Source organism: Streptomyces sp. NPDC058671 (assembly GCF_042716475.1).
Classification (GTDB): domain Bacteria; phylum Actinomycetota; class Actinomycetes; order Streptomycetales; family Streptomycetaceae; genus Streptomyces.
Genome location: NZ_JBHXSA010000001.1, coordinates 6874 through 27884 on the forward strand (window position 1 = coordinate 6874; position 21011 = coordinate 27884).

At 73.6% G+C, this 21011-nt stretch carries 3 protein-coding genes; all 3 read right to left on the bottom strand.

What is annotated here, in order from left to right; translation table 11 throughout:
* Positions 1 to 24: 24 nt before the first annotated feature.
* Genes ACFWV2_RS00035 through ACFWV2_RS00045 form a run of 3 tightly spaced genes read right to left on the bottom strand, consistent with a single transcriptional unit; the run spans position 25 to position 20914 of the window.
* Positions 25 to 1398, bottom strand: coding sequence for a diaminobutyrate--2-oxoglutarate transaminase (locus ACFWV2_RS00035; protein ID WP_384399235.1), 1374 nt, complete (start codon positions 1396 to 1398; stop codon positions 25 to 27).
* Positions 1395 to 6071 carry an amino acid adenylation domain-containing protein gene (locus ACFWV2_RS00040; protein WP_384399238.1) on the bottom strand — a complete coding sequence of 1559 codons (4677 nt, stop codon included), beginning with the start codon at positions 6069 to 6071 and terminating at the stop codon, positions 1395 to 1397. The genes ACFWV2_RS00035 and ACFWV2_RS00040 overlap by 4 nt, the downstream gene beginning before the upstream one ends.
* Positions 6068 to 20914 carry an amino acid adenylation domain-containing protein gene (locus tag ACFWV2_RS00045; protein WP_384399241.1) on the bottom strand — a complete coding sequence of 4949 codons (14847 nt, stop codon included), beginning with the start codon at positions 20912 to 20914 and terminating at the stop codon, positions 6068 to 6070. The genes ACFWV2_RS00040 and ACFWV2_RS00045 overlap by 4 nt, the downstream gene beginning before the upstream one ends.
* Positions 20915 to 21011 lie beyond the last annotated feature (97 nt).

Genomic DNA, 21011 nt, shown 5'->3' on the forward strand with positions numbered 1-21011 from the left:
GAGGGCGGGCGCCCGGGGCGCCGTCTAGCGGGACAGCGCCGTGCGCAGGGCCTCGTGGATCAGCTCGCAGCCGTACCGGAGCACGTCGTTCTCCATGGTCAGCGCGGGCAGCAGCTTGAGGACGGCCTTGTCACGGCCGGTCGACTCCACGATCAGGCCGCGTTCGAAGCACCAGGCCACCACGTCGTCCGCGGCTCGGCGGCCGCCCGCGTGGGTCAGGTCGATGCCGATGGCGTGGCCCTCGGCGCGGATCTCGACGCCGGGCAGCGGGTGGGTCTCCCAGAAGGCGCGCAGCAGTTCGGCGCCGTCGCGCGCCTGGTCGAGGAAGGCCTGGCTCTGCCAGAGGTCGAGGGCGCCGCAGGCGGCGACGAACGCCAGCTGGTTGCCGCGGAAGGTGCCCGGGTGGTCACCGGCCGCCCACGAGTCGAGGCCTTCGCGGATGAGGAGGATCGACATCGGCAGGCCGAGGCCGCCGATCGACTTGGAGACGGTGATGAGGTCGGGGACGACCCCGGCCTGCTCGAAGGAGAAGAAGCCGCCGGTCCGGCCGCAGCCGGCCTGGATCTCGTCGGCGATGAGGACGATGCCGTACCGGTCGCACAGGGCGCGCAGTCGCCGCAGGTCGGCGTCGGGGATGCGGTAGACCCCGCCCTCCATCTGGACGACCTCGAGGATGACCGCCGCGGGCAGTTCGACGCCGGACAGGTCGTCGGTGAGGTACTGCTCCAGGAGGTCCATGGTCGGGAACGAGCCGCGCGGGCCGACGGGGAACGGCAGGTGGGTGACCTCGCCGAGGGGCATCCCGGCCACCTTGCGCAGCGAGAGGTCCGCGGTCGCGGCGAGGCTGCCGCGGCTGACGCCGTGGTAGGCGCCGGAGAAGGCGATGACCTGGGACCTGCCGGTGTGCTTGCGGGCCAGCTTCAGTGCCGCCTCGACGGCGTCGGTGCCGGTGCTGCCGCAGAACTGGACCCGGTGGTCCAGACCGCGCGGCTCCAGGATCTCCCGGCCGAAGCGCTCCAGGAACTCGCGCTTGGCCGCCGTGTGGAAGTCGAGCGCGTGCAGCAGCCCGTCACCTTCCAGGTGGGCGACGACCTGGCGCTTGATGTGGGCGTGGTTGTGACCGTAGTTGAGGGCCCCGGCACCGGAGAAGAAGTCGACGTACTCCGTGCCGTCCTCGGCGACCAGGGTGGTCCCGTGGGCCGAGCTGAGGAGGACGGGGAACGCCCGGCAGTACGAGCGGACGGCGGACTCACGGGTCTCGAACACCTCGGTGGAGCCGGCTTCGAGCACCCGCGGCGACGTCGTCTCGAACACCTGGCGGGACGGGGCGCCGAGCACCTGGGGGGAGGCGCCTTCGAGCACCTGCGGGGACGTGGTCAGATCTGCCAGGACCGTCATCGGGGATCTCCAATCGGGAGGGGGGAGAGCGGGAGTACCTGGCCGACGGTGGCGGCAGGTGTACGGGCGACCGCGGTGAGCAGCGCGAGGTAGTCGTCGAGCAGCCTCGTCGCCTCGGTGTCGGCGACGCGGTCGCCGTAGTAGGAGAGGGCGATACGGGGTTCGGCGTCGTCGGTGATGTCCAGGCGGAGGGCGTACTCGGTCTGGTTCCGGGTGCCGTCGCTCTCGGTGCCGCGCTGGACGCTCGCGGACTGCTGGGCGCGCAGTCCTGAGGACACCGGGTAGTTGGCGACGACGACGACCGAGTCGAACAGCGGTCCTTCGCCCGACCCCATCCGCTGGAGGACGCCGGTGGGGACCGAGGTGTGCTCGGCGCCCTCGACGCGGGCCAGCTGGAAACGGTCGAACAGGGAGGTCAGGGTGTCGTCCCGGTTCACCTCGACCCGGACCGGCAGGGCGGCGATGAACAGGCCGACCGCGCGTTCCAGGCCTTCGACGGCCCGGTCGCGGCCCGCCGAGACCACGCCGACGGTGACGTCGGCGCGCTCCAGGCGCGAGGCGGCGAGCAGGGCCCAGCCCGCGCAGGCCAGTGTCGAGAAGGTGTGCCCGTGCTCGGCGGCCCGCTCGCGCAGCGTCTCGGCGACCGCGGGGTCCAGCCGACCCGCCGTGCGGCTGAAGCGGGACGGACCGAGGCGGCCCGGCTCGGCGGCGAGGCGCGAGGGGAGCGCCCCGGCCAGCCGGCCCCGCCAGAAGGCGCCGTCCGCCTCGGGGTCGGTGGCCTCGGCGTCGAGTGCGGGGACCGGCGGGAGCCCGGCGTCGCGGCCTTCGAGTGCGGCGAGGTACAGCGCGAGGAGCTCGTCGAGCAGCACCAGGTTCGACCAGCCGTCGGCGACGAGGTAGCTCTGGATCTGGCCCAGCCACCAGGTGGACGGGCCGCGCACCAGCCACACCCGCCACAGGGGCGGCCGGGACACGTCGAAGGGCGTGGTGCGCTCGGTTTCGAGGAGGGCGATGAGCTCGTCGGCGACCGCGGCCGGGGCGTGGTCGCTCCAGTCGAGCACCTCGATCTCCGGGTCGAGGTGCTCGGCGACGACGGGGGTCCAGGAGCCGCCGTGCCCGCCGCCGGAGCCGTCGGTGCCGGTGGCGGTGACGGTGCCGGTGCCGGTGCCGGTGTCTCCTGCGGGCGGGGTGTCGCCGTCGCCGGCGGGCCGGGCGTCGGCGCGCCGGAAGCCGGTGCGCAGGACGGCGTGGCGGGCGTTGAGCTGCTGCCAGGCGATCCGGAAGCAGTCGGGGTCGATCGGGAACGGCAGCTCCGTCGTGGACTGCATCTGGTACAGGCCGGGCACCCAGGCGCTGTCGAGAACGTCGAGCATGTGGTGCTGTCCGGGCGTCACCACGGGCCCGGCGGAGCGGGTGCGGCTCGCTCCCGTGACCGGGGCGGCGGCCTCGTGCTCGTCGACCGCCTTCGCCAGGGCCTCGATCGTCTGGTGGGCGAACACCATGCGGGGCGTCATCTCGATCCCCGCGCGGCGGGCTGCGCTTACCATGCGGATGACCGCGATGGAGTTGCCGCCGAGGGTGAAGAAGCCGATGTCGACCGGGACGTCGTCGCGGCCCAGGGCCTCGCGCCACAGCGTCACCAGGGCCCGCTCGGTCCCGGTGCCCGCGGCGCGCCCCGTGACGGCCGCGGCCGTGGGCGCCGGCAGCTCGCGCCGGTCGACCTTGCCGTTGTGGGTCAGCGGGAAGGACTCCATGCGGACGAAGGAGGCCGGCACCATGTGCTGGGGCAGGCGCGCCGACAGCTGCCGCTTGAGCTCGGCGTCGTCGGGGACCTCCCCGGCGGGGGGCGCCACCAGATAGGCCACGAGCGTCTTCGCGCCGTCGCGCGGGCCGTGCGCCGCGACCAGGCAGGAACCGCCGCCGAGCACCTCCCGCAGGGCCGCCTCGATCTCGCCGGTCTCCACCCGGTAACCGTTGATCTTGATCTGGAAGTCGATGCGGCCGAGCAGTTCGAGGTTGCCGTCCGGCATCCAGCGGGCGCGGTCGCCGGTGCGGTACAGCCGGGCCCCGGGCGCCGCGCTGAACGGGTCGGGCACGAAGCGCTCGCCGGTCAGCCTGGCCCGGTTGTGGTAGCCCCAGCCCACACCGACGCCGCCGAGGTACAGCTCGCCGGGCACGCCCACGGGCAGCGGTGACAGGGCCGCGTCGAGGACGTACGCGGTCTGGTTGGCCATCGGGGCGCCGTACGGGATGCTGCGCTGCTCCGGCAGGACCTCGCCGATCAGGTGGATCGTCGAGTCCATGGAGACCTCGGTGGCGCCGCCCATGCTGACCAGCTGTGCCGAGGGGATCAGCTGCGCCGCGCCCCGCTGCGGGAGCGCCAGCGGGATCCAGTCGCCGCCGAGGAGCACCAGCCGGATCGGCAGCGGTTCCCCGCCGCGTATCTCGCACTCCTCGACGAGCAGCCCGAACAGGGCGGGGACCGAGTGCCACACGGTGACGGCCTCGCGCTCGATCGTCTCGATCCAGCGGTGCGGCGCACGCTCGTCCTCGGCCGCGGGGAACACCACGGTCGCGCCGGCCATGAGCGTGCCGAACACGTCGTACGCGCTCATGTCGAAGGCGAGCGCCGAGACGCCGAAGACCTTGTCGCCGGGGCCGACGAGGAAGCGCCGGTTGAAGTCGGTGAAGTTGTTGACGCGGCCCCGGTGGTCGAGCAGCACACCCTTGGGCAGACCGGTCGAGCCCGAGGTGTAGATCAGGTAGAGCAGGTCGTCCGGGCGGACGTCCCGCTCGGGCCGGGTCGCCGGGTGGGAGGCGGCGGCTGCGGGGTCGACGGCCGTCACGCCGCCGCCGCCGAGCCGCTCGTCGCGGGTGACGACGAGCCGGGCGCCGGAGTCCGCCAGCATCCACTGGAGGCGCTCGGCCGGATAGCCCGGGTCGAGCGGCACATAGCCCGCGCCCGTCTTGGCGATGGCCAGCTGGGCGACGACCAGGTCGATGCCGCGCTCCAGGCAGACGCCGACGCGCTGGTGGCGGCCGCAGCCCTCCGCGAGGAGCAGGTGGGCGAGCCGGTTGGCCCGCGCGTCGAGCTCGGCGTAGCTCACCGCCTCCTCGCCGCAGGTCACGGCGACGGCGTCCGGCTCCAGGTCCGTCCACTCCTCGAACAGGCCGTGGGCGGTGGCGTGGGCGGGGAACTCCTCGCCCGTACGGTTCCACTCGTCGACGACGAGTTCCCGCTCGGCCCGGGTGAGCAGGTCCGCGTTGTCGACGTGGACGTCCGGGTTCTCGCACAGGCCCGTGAGGAGCCGCCGGTAGTGGCCGAGGAGGCGTTCGGCGGCGGCGGTGTCCAGCACCGACTCGTCGAACTCCAGCGACACCATGACCTCGTCGTCCGTCACCGCGCAGGACAGGTCGAGGGGGAACTTGGACGTGCCGGAGTGCAGATGGGTGGGGGTCAGGGACAGGTCGCGCAGCCGCATCTCGTGGCCGGGGCCGTTGTTGAAGACGAACATGGCCTCGAACAGCGGGCTCTCGGCCAGTGTGCGACGGGGCGCGACCTTGTCGACGAGGACGTCGAACGGGATCTGGTGCTCCTGCGCCCACAGCGACTCGCGGCTGATCCCGGCGAGGACGTCACCGAGGCTGCCGGCGCCCGCGGACAGGTCGGCCACCACGGGGACGGTGTTCGCGAAGTAGCCGACCAGGCGCTCGGTCTGCCGGTTCCGGTTGGCCATGACCGTGCCGATGGCGAACCGGGAGGTGCCCGTGTACCGGTTGAGCAGCACCGCGAACGCGGTGAGCATCACGTTGAAGACGGTCGTGCGGTGCGCCTCCGCGGTGCGCTGGAGGTCGCGGCCGAACTGCCCGTCCCACTGGCAGCGGATACGCCGGCCGGTACGGGCCGTGCCCCGGTCCCCGTTCGGCGAGAGGCCGAGCGGCTGGGCCCAGGCCAGCTGCTCGCGCCACCGCGCGACCAGCCGGTCGTAGTCGTCGGGCTCCTGGGCCCGCTCGTGGGCGGCCGCGTCGGCGTAGTCGATGCCGAGCGCGGGCAGCCGGGGCGGGCGGCCCTCGCGGGCCGCGTCGTACAGCTCCGCGAGGTCCTCCAGGAGGACGCCCACCGACCAGGCGTCGGTCGCGATGTGGTGCACGACCAGGGCCAGGAGGTGGTCGTCGGCGGCGATCCGGAACAGCCGCCCGTGGATCACGGGCCCGTCCGTCAGGTCGATCGGCCGGGCCGCCTCGCGCTGCGCGGCGGCCACGGCGGCCTCCTCGTCGGCGGCCTCCTCGACCGGCAGCGCCACCGGCGCGGCCGGCAGGACGACCTGTTCGAGGCCGCCGTCCGGGAGCTGCCGGTAGACGGTGCGCAGGACCGCGTGCCGGGCGACGAGCCCGTCGAGCGCGGCGCCGAGCGCGGTGACGTCGAGCGCACCGCGCAGCCGCACGCCGTAGGGGACGTTGTACAGCGGCCTGCCGTCCGCGAGGGACTCGGCCACCCACAGCTGCTCCTGGCCCCGGGACAGCGGGCCGGGCCGCGCGGGGTCGCGTCGGCGGATGGTGCGGGCGGTCGCCCGCTGCCTGCCGCGGGCCAGCAGCAGCGAGGCCATCAGCTCCCGCTTGGCCGCGGACAGGCTCTCCTTGCTCTCCCGCTCGGTGGCGGCTTCCCGGATCATGCGTCCCTCTCCTCGCCGGCCGCGAGCAGCTCGCGGGCCTGGTCGTCGGTGACTCCGTCGAGCAGCGCCTCGAGTTCGAGGAGCTCGGTCTCGCTGAGCCCGGCCAGCTGGAGTTCCTCCAGGGCCTGTGCGACACCGCGCACGGTGGGCTGCTCGAAGACCGCGCGCAGCGGCAGTTCGATGTCGGTCCGCGCGGCCAGTTCGGCCACGAGACGGGTGGCGAGCAGCGAGTGGCCGCCCAGGGTGAAGAAGTCGTCGAGCGCGCCGACCGCCGGGGTGCGGAGCAGCTCCTCGAACACCGAGGCCACGAGCCGCTCGGTCGGTCCCGACAGCTCCTCGAAGCGCCGGCGGACCCGCTCGACGGTCACGTCGTCCCGCTGGAGCGCGGCCCGGTCGACCTTGCCGTTCGGGGTGCGCGGCAGCCGGTCGGCGAACACGTAACCGGTCGGGACCATGTAGCGCGGCAGGCGGGTGCCGACCGCGGCGGCCAGGACGGCCGGGTCGTGCTCGGTGCCGACCACGCAGGCGACCAGGGTGGGTTCGCCGTCGCAGTCGCGCAGGACGACCGCCGCCTCCCGTACGGCGGGCAGCTCGCACAGGGCCGTCTCGACCTCACCGGCCTCGATGCGGAAGCCCCGGATCTTGAGCTGGTCGTCGAGCCGTCCGAGGAACTCCAGGCGCCCGTCGCCGTGGAGCCTGACCCGGTCGCCGGTGCGGTACAGCCGGGCGCCGGGCTCCGTGGCGTACGGGTCGGGGACGAACCGTTCCGCGGTGGCCTTCGGGTCCCCGAGGTAGCCGCGGCCGACCACCCGGCCGCCGATGGCGAGCTCGCCCGGCACGCCGAACGGCAGCCGCCGTCCCTGCGCGTCGAGGACGTAGGACGTCACACCGGCGACGGGGGTGCCGAGCGGGACCGCCCGGTCGGTCGGCGGCGGGGTCGTGAGGACCGCGAGGTGGGTGTCGTCCGCGCACTCGGCGGGCCCGTAGGCGTTGACCATCGGGATCCCCGGGAAGCGGCGCAGCCAGTCGGCCGCGAGGTCCGGCGGCAGGGCCTCCCCGGTGGCGATCAGGTACCGCAGGCTCCCCAGATCACCGTCCTCGGCGTGGTCGAGCAGCGCCCTGATCATGCCGGGCACCAGCTGGAGCACGCTGACTCCGCGGTCCCGGACGAGAGCGAGCAGCGCCTCGGCGTCCCGGCTGGTGTCGTCGTCGCCGACCACGGTGGTCGCGCCGCGCGTCACCGCGACGAGCATCTGCCAGACGGAGATGTCGAACGACTGGGAGGCGGTCTGGGCGATGACGTCGCCCGAGGTCAGCTCCAGGTCGTGGGCCATCAGCTCCAGGTGGTTGAGCAGTCCGGCCTGTTCGATCTCCACGCCCTTGGGCTCACCGGTCGTACCGGAGGTGAAGATGACGTAGGAGCGGCGGGCCGGGTGGGTCCCGCGCGGGTCGAGCGGACGGTCCGACAGGGAGTCGTCGAGCACGAGGTGGCTGCCGCGGTCCTCGCCGAGCAGGGCGGCGATGCGGTCCGCCTGCTCGTCGTCGGTGACCGCGACGACCGCGCCGAGCCGGTCGAGCACGGAGGTGATCCTCCGGTCCGGTACGGCCGGGCTGACCGGTACGTACGTCGCGCCGGCCGCGTCGCAGGCGAGGGCGGCGGCGATGTGCCGGGCCGAGCGCCCGGCGCACACCACCACGGCCGGCTCGGGGCCGGTGGCCGCCGTGGACAGCCGTCCGGCGAGGGCCGCGACCCGGTCCCGCAGTTCGCGGTAGGTCCAGACGGTGTCGCCGTCGATGACGGCGGGGGCGTCCGGGGTGTGCCGCGCCCAGTGTTCGAGGGACTCGGTCGTGGTCGCCGGCGTGTAGGCCTCCGGTCCCGCGCTCAGGGCGTCCTGGGCGGCGGCCTCGGCGGCCGGGCGCAGTTCCAGTTCGGCGACGGGCCGCTTCGGGGCGGCGGCGATGCTGCCGAGCAGGGCCTCGAAGTGGTCCAGGAGCGTCTGGCCGGTCTCCTCGTCGAAGAGGTCGGCGTTCAGTTCGAGGGTGGCGCGCAGGCCCTCCTTCTCCTCGGCCAGGTCCAGGCTGAGGTCGAACTTGGCGGTGCCGACCGGGGCGTGCAGCCGCTCCAGCCTGAGGTCGCCGAGGTCGATCTCCGAGTAGGGCGCGTTGTGCAGGGTGAACATGACCTGGAACAGCGGGCTGGTGCTCAGGTCCCTGCTCGGCTGGAGCGCGTCCACCACACGGTCGAAGGGGACGTCCTGGTTGGCGTAGGCGGAGAGCGTCGTGGACCGGACGCGTTCGAGCAGTCCGCTGAAGGACTCCTCGGCGGAGAGCGTGTTGCGGAAGACGATCGTGTTCACGAAGAACCCGACCACGTCCTCGATCTCGACCGAGCGGGTCCCCACCGGGGTGGCGACCGCGATGTCCGCGGCTCCGCTGTAGCGGTGCAGCTGGCAGTTGAACGCCGCGAGCAGCGTCATGAACAGGGTCGCGTTGTGCTCGCGGCCCACCTGCCGTACCCCGCCGACCAGTTCGGCGTCGAGCACCCGGCGGATCGTCAGGCCCCGGTTGGTCATCGCCGCCGGCCTGGGCCGCTGCGCGGGGAACTCCAGGAGCGGCGCCGGCTTCGCCAGCGTCTCGCACCAGAAGTCGAGCTGCGCCTGGTGGTCGCCGCCCTCGACCCGCTCGCGCTGCCAGCTCGACCAGTCGGCGTACTGCACGTCGAGTTCGGGCAGCGGGGAGGCCGTGCCCTGGCGGTGCGCCTGGTACAGGGTCGCGAAGTCGCGGACGACGATCTGCAGGCCCCAGCCGTCGGCGACGACGTGGTGCACGGCGAGGACGAAGACGTGGTCCTCGTCGGAGAGCCGGATCAGGGTCGCCTGTTCGAGCGGTGCCTCCGCCAGGTCGAAGCGGTGCCGCGCGGCCTCGTCGACGAGCTGCGGCCAGCGCTGTTCGGCGGTGTCCTCGGGCTCGCCGCTGAGGTCGACGACCGTGAGCGGCATGGTGATTGATCCGGCCGGTTCGACGATCTGGCTCACCCGGCCGTCGTCCATGACCAGACGGGTGCGGAGCACCTCGTGCCGGGCGACCAGATCATCGAGCGTCGCCGACAGGGCACCGGTGTCCAGCGGGCCGCGCATGCGCACGACCGTGGCGCTGTTGTAGGCGCCGGTGTCGCCCTCCAGCTGGTCGAGGAACCAGAGGCGTTCCTGGCCGTAGGAGGCGGGCAGCGGGCCGGTGCGGGGCAGGGCGACGACCGGTGCGGTGGTGCTCCCGCCGCCGGCGACGCCGTCGATGTGCGCCGCGAGGTCCCGTACGGTCTGCTTCTCGAACAGGGTGCGCAGCGCGATCTCGCAGCCGAACACCCGGCGGATCCGGGACACGACCTGGGTGGCCATGAGGGAGTGCCCGCCGAGGTTGAAGAAGTTGTCCTCGGGGCCCACCGCGGGCGCGCCGAGCACGTCCTGCCACAGGCCGGCCACCAGTTCCTCGGTGGGGGTCAGCGGGGTGCGCGGGCCGTCCTCGTGGCCGCCGGTCACCGAGGACGGCTCGGGCAGCGCGGCACGGTCGATCTTGCGGTTCGGGGTCAGCGGGAAGGCGTCGAGGGCGACGACGAACGCCGGGACCATGTAATCCGGCAGCCGCTTGCGGACGAAGGCCCTCACCTCGTTGCCGGCGGCCCTGGTGCCGGGCCTCGACACCACGTACGCGACCAGCGCGTTCTCCCCGGCGGCGTCCGTACGCGCCATGACGAGGGCGTCCTGGACGTCCGGCGCGGCGCAGATCACGTGCTGCACCTCGTCCGTCTCCACGCGGTAGCCGCGGATCTTGACCTGGGTGTCGGCGCGGCCGAGCGGGGTGACGGAGCCGTCGGGCAGATGCCGGCCGAGGTCGCCGGTGCGGTACATGCGGTCGCCCTCGGTGTCCCCGAACGGGCTGCGCACGAACCTGGCGGCGGTGAGCACCTCGTCATGGGCGTAGCCCAGCGAGAGGTGCGGGGAGCGGATGACGATCTCGCCCGGCTCTCCGACTCCGGCCTGCTGCCCCGCCTCGTTGAGGACGAGGAGCTGGACGTCCTTCATGCCGCGGCCGAGCGGGTACGTGACACCCGGGTCGGTGTCGGCGACACCGTGGGCCGCGGGCACCACGTGGTAGCCGACCGCGCGCTGTGTCTCGGTCGAGCCGTACAGGTTGACGCAGGTCGCCGAGCCCGCCATGCGGGTGATGGCCCGCACGTCACGGCTGGTCAGCGTGTCACCGAGGAAGAAGACCCGCTCCAGGAGCGGCAGGGTGCCGGGCGCGACCGACAGCTGGTCGAACAGCCGCGCCATCGGCGGCGTCATGTGGCTGACCGAGACCTGCGCGGTACGGAACCACTGCGCGAGCCGGCCCGGGGTCTCGATGTCGAGCCGGTCGGGCACGCAGATCGTGGCGCCCGTGACCAGCGGCGTGAACACCTCGCGGTGCAGCGGGTCGTGGCTGATGCCGGAGAGCAGGCTGTAGCGGTCGGTCTCACGGAGACCGAAGGTCTCCACCATCCAGGGCACGAAGTGGGTGAGGGAGCCGTGCGCGCCCCGGATGCCCTTCGGCTTGCCGGTGGAACCCGAGGTGAACGCGATGTACGCGCAGTCCCGGGGTCCCACCTCCACGGCACCGGCCGGCTCCGCGCCCCGCGGCACCAGGTGCCGGGCGTCCGACAGCTTCGACGGCAGTTCGAAGCGGCAGCGCAGCGACGCCTCCTGGAGCGCGGTGTCCACGGCGAGCGGCACGGCTCCCGCGCCCTCCAGCTGGAGGAAGGCGGTCGGGCGGGCCACCGCGAGGCAGTCGGCGATGCGGTCCGCCGGGTAGCTCGGGTCGAGGATGGCGAACGAGGCTCCGGCGCGCATCACGGACAGGATCGCCCAGACCAGCGAGGCACTGCGCTCGCCGTAGATGGCGACCACGTCGCCCTTGGCGACGCCCTGCTGGTTGAGCAGGCCCGACATGGCGGCGGTCGCCCAGGCCAGCTCGCCGTAGGTCAGCTCCTGGCCCGGTTCGGTGATCGCGATCCGGTGCGGTTCCCGGGCGGCCCTGCGTTCGAACTGCTCGACCACCGACCCGTACCAGGTGGTGTCCAGGGGGGCGGCCGGGTCGGGCAGCGCGCGGCGCGCCAGCGGGGTGTCGAGCCGCAGCGAGTCGACGTGGCCGCCGCTGTCGGCGACCGCCTGCTCGATGACCCTGATCCACTGGGCGAGCAGCTCGTCCACCGTCGTCCGGTCGAAGCGGTCGGCGGCGTACATCAGGTCGAGCGCCAGACCCGCCTGCCCGGGGTCGACGTAGAAGGTCAGGTCGAACTTGGCGCCCAGGTCGGGGACGGCGAAGGTGTCGACGGTGAGGCCCGGCAGGTCGCCCTGGCGCGGCGGGATGTTGAGCAGGTTCAGATAGACCTGGAACAGCGGGGTGGTGTTCAGGTCGCGCTCGGGGGCGAGCCTGCCGACCAGCGTCTCGAACGGCACGTCCTGGTGCTCGTACGCGTCGAGGGTGGTGGCGCGGACCCGTTGGAGGAGTTCGTCGAAGGTCGGGTCGCCGGAGAGGTCGGCGCGCAGCACGAGCGAGTTGATGAAGAAGCCGATGAGGTCCTCCACCTCGCGGTGCCGGCGTCCCGCGATGGGCACGCCGATCGCGAAGTCACGCTGGCCCGCGAGGCGGCCCAGGGTGAGCTGGAGGGTCGCCGCGAGCACCATGAACAGCGTCGCCCCGGACTCGGCGGCGAGCCGCTCCATCGCCTGGCGCAGCTCCGGCGTGACGGTCGCCCTGGCCCGGTGGCCCTGGTCGGCCTCGGCGTCGGCGTCGGACGTGCCGCGCGAGACGGGCAGGCTGAGCGAGGGCAGCGCGTCGAGCTGCTCGCACCAGTACGCGACGGAGGCGTCGAGTGCGCCGGAGTCGAGCTGGTGGCGCTGCCAGCGGGAGAACTGCTCGTAGGTGGCCCTGAGCGGGGGCAGGGGGGAGGCCGGCTCGTGGCCGGTCTCCTCGGCGTAGAAGTGGGTCAGGTCCCGCTTGAGGATCTCCATCGACCAGCCGTCGCCCACGATGTGGTGCAGGGTCAGGACGAGGACCGCGTCGTCGTGGCCGATCCTGAGCAGCCGGACCCGCAGCAGCGGGCCGCCGGCCAGGTCCATCGGCTCCGCCGCCTCGCGGGCCACCAGGGCACGGGCCTCGGAGGCGCGCTCCTCGGCGGTCGCGCCGGTCAGTTCGGTGCGCGTCAGGGTGACGTCGGCGCCGTCCAGGACGGTCTGCGTCAGTTCGCCCTCCCGGTGGGTGACGACCGTGCGGAGCGTGGTGTGCCGGTCCACCAGACGGGTGACGGCCCGCTGGAGGGCGGCCTCGTCGAGGTCACCGGTGAGCCGGATCGCGCCGGCCAGGTGGTAGCGCCCGGTGGACGCGTTCTCGCCGGAGCCGTTCTCGATCTCCTCAAGCAGCCACAGCCGCTCCTGCATCACCGACAGCGGAGCGTCGCTCCCGCCGTTGGCGTGGGCGGCGATCCCGCCGGAGGTGTCCCGGGCGGAGGCGGCGTCGCACAGCGCGGCGTAGTCCCGGAGCACGGGCGCCTCGAACAGGGCCCGCAGCGGGACCGCGCGGCCCAGCTCCTCGCTCACCTGCGAGGTGATCACGGTGGCGAGCAGGGAGTGGCCGCCGATGGTGAAGAAGTCGTCACCGGCGCCGACCACGTCGACGTCCAGGACCTGGGCCCAGACACGGCCGACGGTCCGCTCGGTCTCCGTCTCCAGGGCGGCGAACTCGGCGAGCGCGAAGTCGGCGCGGCCGGGACGCCCGAGGCGGTTCGGGTCGATCTTGCCCCCGGGCAGCCGCGGCAGCTCCTCGCGGACCACGAAGGCGGCCGGGACCATGTGCGGCGGCAGTCCGGCCGCGCACAGCTTCGCCAGCGCCTGCGGGGTCGACGCGGTGTCGGACGACTCGACATGGGCGACGAGGACCCCGTCGACGCCCTGGACCACGGCCCGTGTCACCCCGGGGAGGGCCACGAGCACCGCCTCGATCTCGGCCGGCTCGATCCGGTAGCCGCGCAGCTTGATCTGGCTGTCCCGACGGCCGCAGTAGTCCAGGGTCCCGTCGGCGCGCAGCCGGACGAGGTCGCCCGTGCGGTACATCAGGGCACCGGCGGCGGTGGAGAACGGGTCGGGCAGGAAGTGCCCGGCGGTCAGTGCGGGCCGGCCGTGGTAGCCGAGGGCCAGGCCCGCGCCGCCGACGTACAGTTCGCCGACCGCGCCGGCGACCACCGGCCGCAGCTCCGCGTCCAGGACGTACGCCGTGCCTCCCGGCAGCACCGCGCCCAGCGAGGCGGGACGACCCGGCTCGCACACGGCGGCCGTGATGACGACGGTGCACTCGGTGGGACCGTACGCGTTGACGAAGCGCCGGCCCGGCTGCCACCGCTCGACCAGCTCGGCACGGCAGGCCTCGCCGCCCGACACCAGGGTCGTGAGCCGCGGCAGTTCGCGGGCGGGCAGGGACGCGATCACCGACGGCGGCAGCAGGCACACGCTGACCGCACGCTCGGCGAGGACGTCGGCGAGGGCCTCGCCGACGAGGGCGTGCTCACGGCCGGCGACGACCAGGGTGCCCCCCGCGGCGAGCGTGGAGAAGATCTCCCAGACGGAGGCGTCGAAGCTCAGGCTCGCGAACTGGAGCATGCGGGCGTCGGCGTCGATCCCGAAGACACCCGCCTGGTACGCCGTGAGGTTGGCGAGCGCGCGGTGGGAGACGAGTACGCCCTTGGGGCGACCGGTGGAGCCCGAGGTGTACAGGAGGTACGCGGGCGCGTCGGCGTCGGCCGTCGGCAGGGCCGCGGCCTCTGCCGGGGCCACGGCCTCCCGCAGCGCCTCCTCGACGAGGTCGCGGGTCACCAGACCGCGCGCCCCCGAGTCGGCGAGCATGAACTCCTTGCGCTCGGCCGGGTAGGCGGGGTCGATCGGCAGGTACGCCGCTCCGCAGCGCTGGGCCGCCAGGACGGCGACGACGGCCTCGACGGACGGTTCGACCGACACGGCGACGACGTCCCCGGGGCGCACGGCGAACCGCCGCGCGATCACCCCGGCGACCCGGTCCACCCGGGTGCGCAGCTCGCCGTAGGTCAGCGCGCTGTCGGGTCCTTCGACGGCGACGGCGTCGGTGCGGCTGTCCGCGACCTGCTCGAACTGCGCCCAGAAGGTGTCGGGAGCGGAAGGCTCGGCCCCCCCAGACGGTTCGGACGGCCAGCGGGTGAGGGTCGCCGTCGCCGACGGGGTCTCGACGCGCTCGTCCGGCCGCTGCGCCATGGCGCGGGCCGTCTCGCCGAACAGCCGGGCGACGAGCTGGGCGGTCCCGGGCAGGAACAGGTCCGAGTTGAACTCCAGCCAGCCCGTCAGCGGGCCGCCGTCGTCGGTGATCTCGAAGGTCAGGTCGGTCTTGGCGGTGCCGGTGTACAGCGGCGCCGTCTCGACCCGCAGACCGGGCAGGGCCGGCGTCGGCAGCGCGCCGTTGCGGACGTCGAGGATCGCCTGGAAGAGCGGGCTGCGGCTCGGGTCGCGGTCCTGGCCGGTCGCCTCCACGATCGCGGAGAACGGGACCCACTGGTACGGCATCGTCTCCAGGGCGGTGGCCCTGGCAAGGTCGACGAGGTCACGGCCGGTGGCGGCGCCCGGCACCTCGAAGCAGAGCGGGACGGTGTTCACGAAGAAGCCGACGACGTCGTCGTACGCGCCGTCGCCCGTGCGGTTGGCGTCGGGCACACCGACGACCACCCGCTCCTGCCCGGTCAGCCGGGACAGGGTGGAGGACACGCACGCGGCGAGCGTCATGAAGACGGTGGCCCGCTGGTCCCTGGCGAGGGAGCGCAGCAGGTCGGAGTCGGTCTGGCTCAGCGTCAGCGGCACCCGCGCGCCGTCGAAGGTCTGCACGGCCGGCCGGGGCCGGTCGAGGGGCAGGTCGAGGGCGAGCGGCGCACCGGCGAGGTGCCCGGTCCAGAACTCCAGACCGCGCCGGCCCTCGGCCGACTCCAGACGGGCGGTCTCGTCGAGCGCCCACCGGGCGTACTCGTGGACGACCGCGGGCGGTTCGCCGTGACCGGCGCCGGAGCCGTGCGCGTACAGCTCGGCCAGCTCCCCGGCGATGATCTCCATGGAGCGGCCGTCGGAGACGATGTGGTGGAAGGCCAGGAGCAGGGCGTGCTCGTCGGGGCCGAACGACACCAGGGCGGCGCGCATCAGCGGCGGCGCGTCCAGCCGGAAGAGCTGCCGGACGTGGTCGTCGACGAGTCCGGCGAGCTCCGCCTCGCGTTGTGCGGGCGTGACCGCGGTCCGGTCGACGACCTCGAAGGGGCAGGGGAGAGCGGTGTGCACGAAGGGCACGGGCCGGCCGCCCTCGTCCGTGAAGCCGGTGCGCAGGGCGGGGTGCCGCTCGACGATCGCGTCGAGGGCGCCGCGCAGGACGGCCGGGTCGAGCTCCCCGTACAGCCGCAGCACGCCGGGCACGACGTAGGCGCGGGAGCCGGGGGCGAACTTCTCCAGGAACCACAGCCGGCGCTGGCCGAGCGAGAGGGAGGGTTCGACGGCGGCGGACGCGGAGGCGGCCGCCTCCGTCGCGTCCGTCCCGGTGGAGACGGTGTCCGCGGCGGCGAGTTCGGCGATCCGCGCCGCCTGGGCGCGTACGGTCACCGACTCGAAGAACATCCGCAGCGGCGGCTGGACGCCGAACTCCCGGCGTACCCGGGTGTTGAGGTCCGCCGCGCGCAGCGAGTGCCCGCCGAGGGCGAAGAAGTCCTCGTCGGGACCGACCCCGGCGACTTCGAGGACCTGGCACCAGACCGCGGCGAGTCTGCTCTCGAGCGGCGACATGTCCGCCGCCCCGGCCGAGCGGGACGCGTCGAGGGCCAGCTCGCGCAGGGCGTGCGCGTCCACCTTGCCGTTCGAGGTGAGCGGGATCGCGTCCAGGACCAGCAGCCGGCTGGGGACCATGTAGCTGGGCAGCTCGCGGTTCAGCCAGTCGCGCAGTCCGTCGGCACCGACGCCCTCGCCGGTGACGGCGGCGATGAGTTCCGTCTCGCCGGTGCCGCGCGAGGCGACCACGGCCGCCTCGGCGACGTCGGGGTGCCGTCGCAGCGCCACGTCGACCTCACCGAGCTCGATGCGGTAGCCGCGTACCTTCACCTGCTGGTCGGCGCGGCCGACGTAGCGCAGCTCGCCGTCGGCGGACCGGCGCACCAGGTCGCCGGTGGCGTACAGACGCCGTCCGGGCCCGGTCGCGAACGGGTCGGGGACGAACCGTTCGGCGGTCTTGCGGGGCGCCGACGCGTAGCCGCGTCCGACACCCACGCCGCCGATGTACGCCTCCCCCACGACGCCGTCGGCGACGGGCCGCAGCTCGGCGTCGAGGACGTGGATCACCGCGTCGGTCATGTCGGCGCCGATGGACACGTCGCGGGCGCGGGAGACCCGGCCCGACTCAGGGCCGAGGTGGGCGACGGTCGAGCACACCGTCGTCTCGGTGGTGCCCCAGCGGTTGTACAGCTCGACGTGGCCGCGGTCGGCGGCGAACCACTGCGCGAGCTTGTCGGGGTGCGCGGCCTCGCCGCCGATGAGGATCGAGCGCAGCGCGGACGGCACCCGCACACCCGTTTCGAGGGCGGTGACGAGCACGTGGAAGAAGGCGGTGGGGATGTCGACCAGGGTCAACCGCTGGTCCTCGCACCAGGCCCAGAAGCGCTCGGGCGAGCCGAGCACCGACTCGTCGCGGAGCACGAGGGTCGCGCCCCGGGTCCAGGCGGAGAAGATCTCCTCCAGGCAGGGGTCGAAGGTGAGCGGCGCGAACTGCAGCACCCGGTCGCCCTCCTCGACGTCGAAGGCGTCGAGGAAGGACAGCAGGTAGCTCAACAGCGACCGGTGTTCGATCTGCACGCCCTTGGGGCGTCCGGTCGAGCCGGAGGTGAAGATGACGTACGCCAGGCTGTCGCCGGTGACGGCGAGCGCGGGGCGGTCCTCGGGGAGGTCCGCGCCGGACTCCTCGTCGACGCGGGTCGCGGTGCCCAGGGAGCCCGCGAGGTTCGCGGTCGCGCCGTGGCAGAGGATCCGGGCGCAGCGCGCGTCGCCGACCATGTCGGCGAGACGGCTCTGCGGCAGCGTCGGGTCCAGGGGCACGAAGGCGGCCCCGGACTTCATGACGGCGAGCATCGCGACGATCAGCTCGGAGGAGCGCTCCAGGCAGAGGCCGACGGTGTCCTCGGGCCCGAGGCCGTCCTGGCGGAGGCGGTGCGCGAGCCGGTTCGCCGCGCGTTCCACCTGGGCGTACGTCAGCTCCGCCGCTCCGGCCGTGAGGGCGACCGCGTCGGGGGTGCGGTCGGCCGTCGCCTCGAACAGCTCGTGCACGGAGGTGACACCGGGCAGGGTGCGGGCCGGGACGTCGGCGCGGGTGAGGGACTCGGTCGCGCCGGTGAGGCGCAGCGCAGAGACCGGGGAGTCGCCGTGGGTGACGATCTGGCCGAGCAGTTCGAGGAACTGCCCGCCCAGCGAGGCGGCGAGGCCCTCGTCGAAGCGGTCCGCGCGGACCAGCATGTGCGCGAGGAGACCGCCGTCGGCGGGTACGGCGTGCAGGGTGATGTCGAACTGGGTGGCCAGCTCGCCGGCCGGGAACGGTTCGAGGGTGAGGTCGCCGAGGACGGCGCTGTCGCGGCCGGCGCCGAAGAGGACCGAGGTGACGTCGTCGGCGATCGCGTTGTGCGGCCGCTCGAAGACGACCGCCGTGTTGATCGCGGCCGAGGTGTTGCCCCGGGCCCGCAGCAGCTCGACCAGTCGGCTGACCGGGAAGTGCTGGTGGCCGAGCGACTCCCGCAGTTGCTGTCCGGTGCTGCGGATCAGCTCGGTGACGCTGGCGTGGGCACCGGGCTCGGCGCGTACGGGAATGGTGTTGACGAAGTAGCCGAGCGTGTTGCGGAAACGTGCCTGCGGGCGGCCGGCCGTGGTGGCGCCGACGATGAAGTCCCGGGTGCCGCTGTGCGCGGCGACGAGGACCTCGAAGGCCGCCATCAGGACCGAGAACACCGTCGTGCCGCTGTCGCCCGCGACCCGCTCCAGGTCGGCGAGCAGCGCGGCGTCCACGGTCACCCGGTGGCACGCGACGCCCTTCTCCGGCCGCGGACGCTCCCGTACCGGCAGCGTCGGCGCCTGGACGTCACCGGCCAGCAGGTCGAGCCAGTAGCGCTCGTCGGCCCCCCACTGCGGGGAGCGCTCGTAGTCCTGCTGCCAGCGGACGAACTCCTCGTAGCCGACGGCCGCCGGGAGGTCGGGGGTGCGCTCGCGCAGGAGGTCGCCGTAGACGGTGGTCAGCTCGTCGAGCAGGGTCACCACCGACCAGAAGTCCGTGATGGCGTGGTGCTGCGCGAGGACCAGGACCGGTGCGCCGCAGCCGGTGAACAGCCTGGCGCGGGCGACGTCGCCTCCCTCGATGTCGAAGGGGTCGAGGGCACACGCGTCGACCCGGGCCCTCAGCACCTCCTCCGCCTCGCCCGTCAGGTCGACGACGTCGAGCACGAACGGGACGGCGGGGTCGATCAGCTGCGTCCGACGGCTGCCGTCGGTGCCGAAGCGGGCGGTCAGGACGGGGTGGCGGGCGCCGATGTGGCGCACGGCGGCGGACAGCACGCCCGTGTCGACCGGCTCGTGCAGCCGGACGGCCACCGAGACGTTCTGCAGGCAGTCCGGGCCTTCGAGGTCGCGCATGAACAGCAGCGACTGCTGACCGGCGGACAGCGGTACGGCTCCGCCGCGCCGGCCGGGCTCCTGCCGCACCGGCGCATCGGGCGCGGTGTGCGCGCGCTCCTCGATCGCCGTGGCCACCTCGCGCAGGCTCGTGGGCTGGAGCAGCAGGCCCGGGTCGGTTTCGACACCGAGCTGCTCCTCGATCCGGAAGGCCAGGTCGACGGCGGCGAGGGAGTCGAGGTCCAGCTCGGCGACCATGGTGGCGGGCGCGTCGCCCTCACCCCGGCCGACCAGGCTCAGGGCGCGCTCGATGGTGTCGACGCGCTGCTCGCGGGGAAGCGCCAGGAGTTCGGCGCGGGTGGGGAGCGTGAGCTGTCGCTTCTCGCCGCGGGCCGGGGCGGAGGCGGAGCGGCGGTGCAGCTCGCCCTCGACCTGCCCGGAGGTGTACGCCGTCCGGCCGGCCAGGCGCTGGATCTTGCCGCTGGAGGTCTTGGCGAGGCTGCGGGCGGCGAGCAGGACCACGTCGAGCAGGGCGATGCCGTGCTCGTGCTGGACGGCGGCGGCGATCGCGTCGGCGATCCGGGGCAGTTCCTCCTCGGGGGTGCCGACGGCGACCTCGTGGAGGACGACGCACTCCTCGCCGTCCCCGGTCTCCACCGAGAACGCCGCGCCGCAGCCGGGGCGGGCCCACGGGGACGCCGCGACGGCGGTCTCCTCCAGGTCGTGCGCGTAGAGGTTGCGGCCGCGGACGACCATCATCTCCTTGAGGCGGCCGGTGACGTGGATCTGGCCGTCCAGGACGAAACCGAGGTCGCCGGTGCGCAGATAGGGCAGCGGGTCGTCGGCGAGCCGGGCGCCGAAGGCGGCCTCGGTCGCGGCCTCGTCCTCCCAGTAGCCGGAGGCGACGGACGTGCCGCGCACCCACAGCTCGCCCACGGCGCCGGGGGCGACGCGGGCGCCGGTCTCCGGGTCGACGACGGCGAGTTCGTGGTTCTCCGCGACGACACCGGAGGAGACGAGACGGTCGCCGTCGGCGCGCTGCTCGCCGTGGCCCCGCTCCAGGGCGGCGCGGTCGACACGGGTGGTGTGGGCGCCGTTGCCGCGGCCGCTGCCGGCGACGAAGAGGGTGGCTTCGGCGAGGCCGTAGCAGGGCAGCAGCGCGGACCTGTCGAAGCCGCTGGGGGCGAACGCCTCGGCGAAGCGCTCCAGGGTGCGGTGCCGCACCGGCTCGGCGCCGCAGAACGCGACCCGCCAGGACGACAGGTCGAGGGCCTCCCGCTCGGCGGGGGTGCTCTTGTTGACGCAGAGGTCGAAGGCGAAGTTCGGGCCGCCGCTGACGGTCGCGCCACGGGAGGAGATGGCCTCCAGCCAGCGCATGGGACGGCGCATGAACTCCAGCGGAGACATCAGGACGTTGGAAAGACCGGACAGCATCGGCTGGAGCACACCGCCCAGCAGACCCATGTCGTGGTAGAAGGGCAGCCACGAGGCGACGACGTCGCCCTCGGTGATGCCGAAGCCGGCCGCGATCGCTGAGCCGTTGGACAGCAGGTTCCCGTGGGTCACCACGACGCCGCGCGGGGTGCCGGTGGAACCGGACGTGTACTGGAGCAGGGCGATCGAGTCGGGCCGCAGGTCCGGGTGGCGCCAGTCGTCCGCGCCCTCCAGCATCGCGTCCTCGGTGACCACCCACGGCAGCCGCGCCACCTCGGGCGCCTGCTGCTCGAACAACTCGTGGGTGAAGGCCAGCACGAGGCTGTCCGAGAGGACGATCTCGGCACGGGAGCTCTGCACGACCGCGCGCAGCCGGGGCAGCGTACGGGCGATCCGCATCGGGTCCGGCGGGTACACGGGGACCGCGACCATGCCGGCGTACAGCGTGGCCACGAAGCCCACCACGAAGTGCTCGCCCGGCGGATACAGCAGCATGACCCGCGCACCCGGCTTGGCGCGCTCCAGGAGCGAGACGGCTATGGCCCGCGCCCGCCTGTCTATCTCGAGCATGCTGAGTTCGGAGTCGACGCCACCGGCGTCGGCGAGGAATTCGTAGCGTGCGGTGGCACCGTGCTCGGAGACATTGCGGCGGATGACATCAACGACAGAGGTGTGTGCGTACATAGACCGTTCTCGCATCGGCGTGGAGTTCTGGAGCCCGGACGGGTGAGGGCGCACCGCGGGGGCGGGCCGGCGTCATGGGGGCGCCGGCCCGCGGGGA

Excerpts from the sequence above, each read along its gene's own strand:
- ACFWV2_RS00035 (WP_384399235.1), bottom strand. The coding sequence starts at position 1,398 with ATGACGGTCCTGGCAGATCTGACCACGTCCCCGCAGGTGCTCGAAGGC.
- ACFWV2_RS00040 (WP_384399238.1), bottom strand. The coding sequence starts at position 6,071 with ATGATCCGGGAAGCCGCCACCGAGCGGGAGAGCAAGGAGAGCCTGTCC.
- ACFWV2_RS00045 (WP_384399241.1), bottom strand. The coding sequence starts at position 20,914 with ATGTACGCACACACCTCTGTCGTTGATGTCATCCGCCGCAATGTCTCC.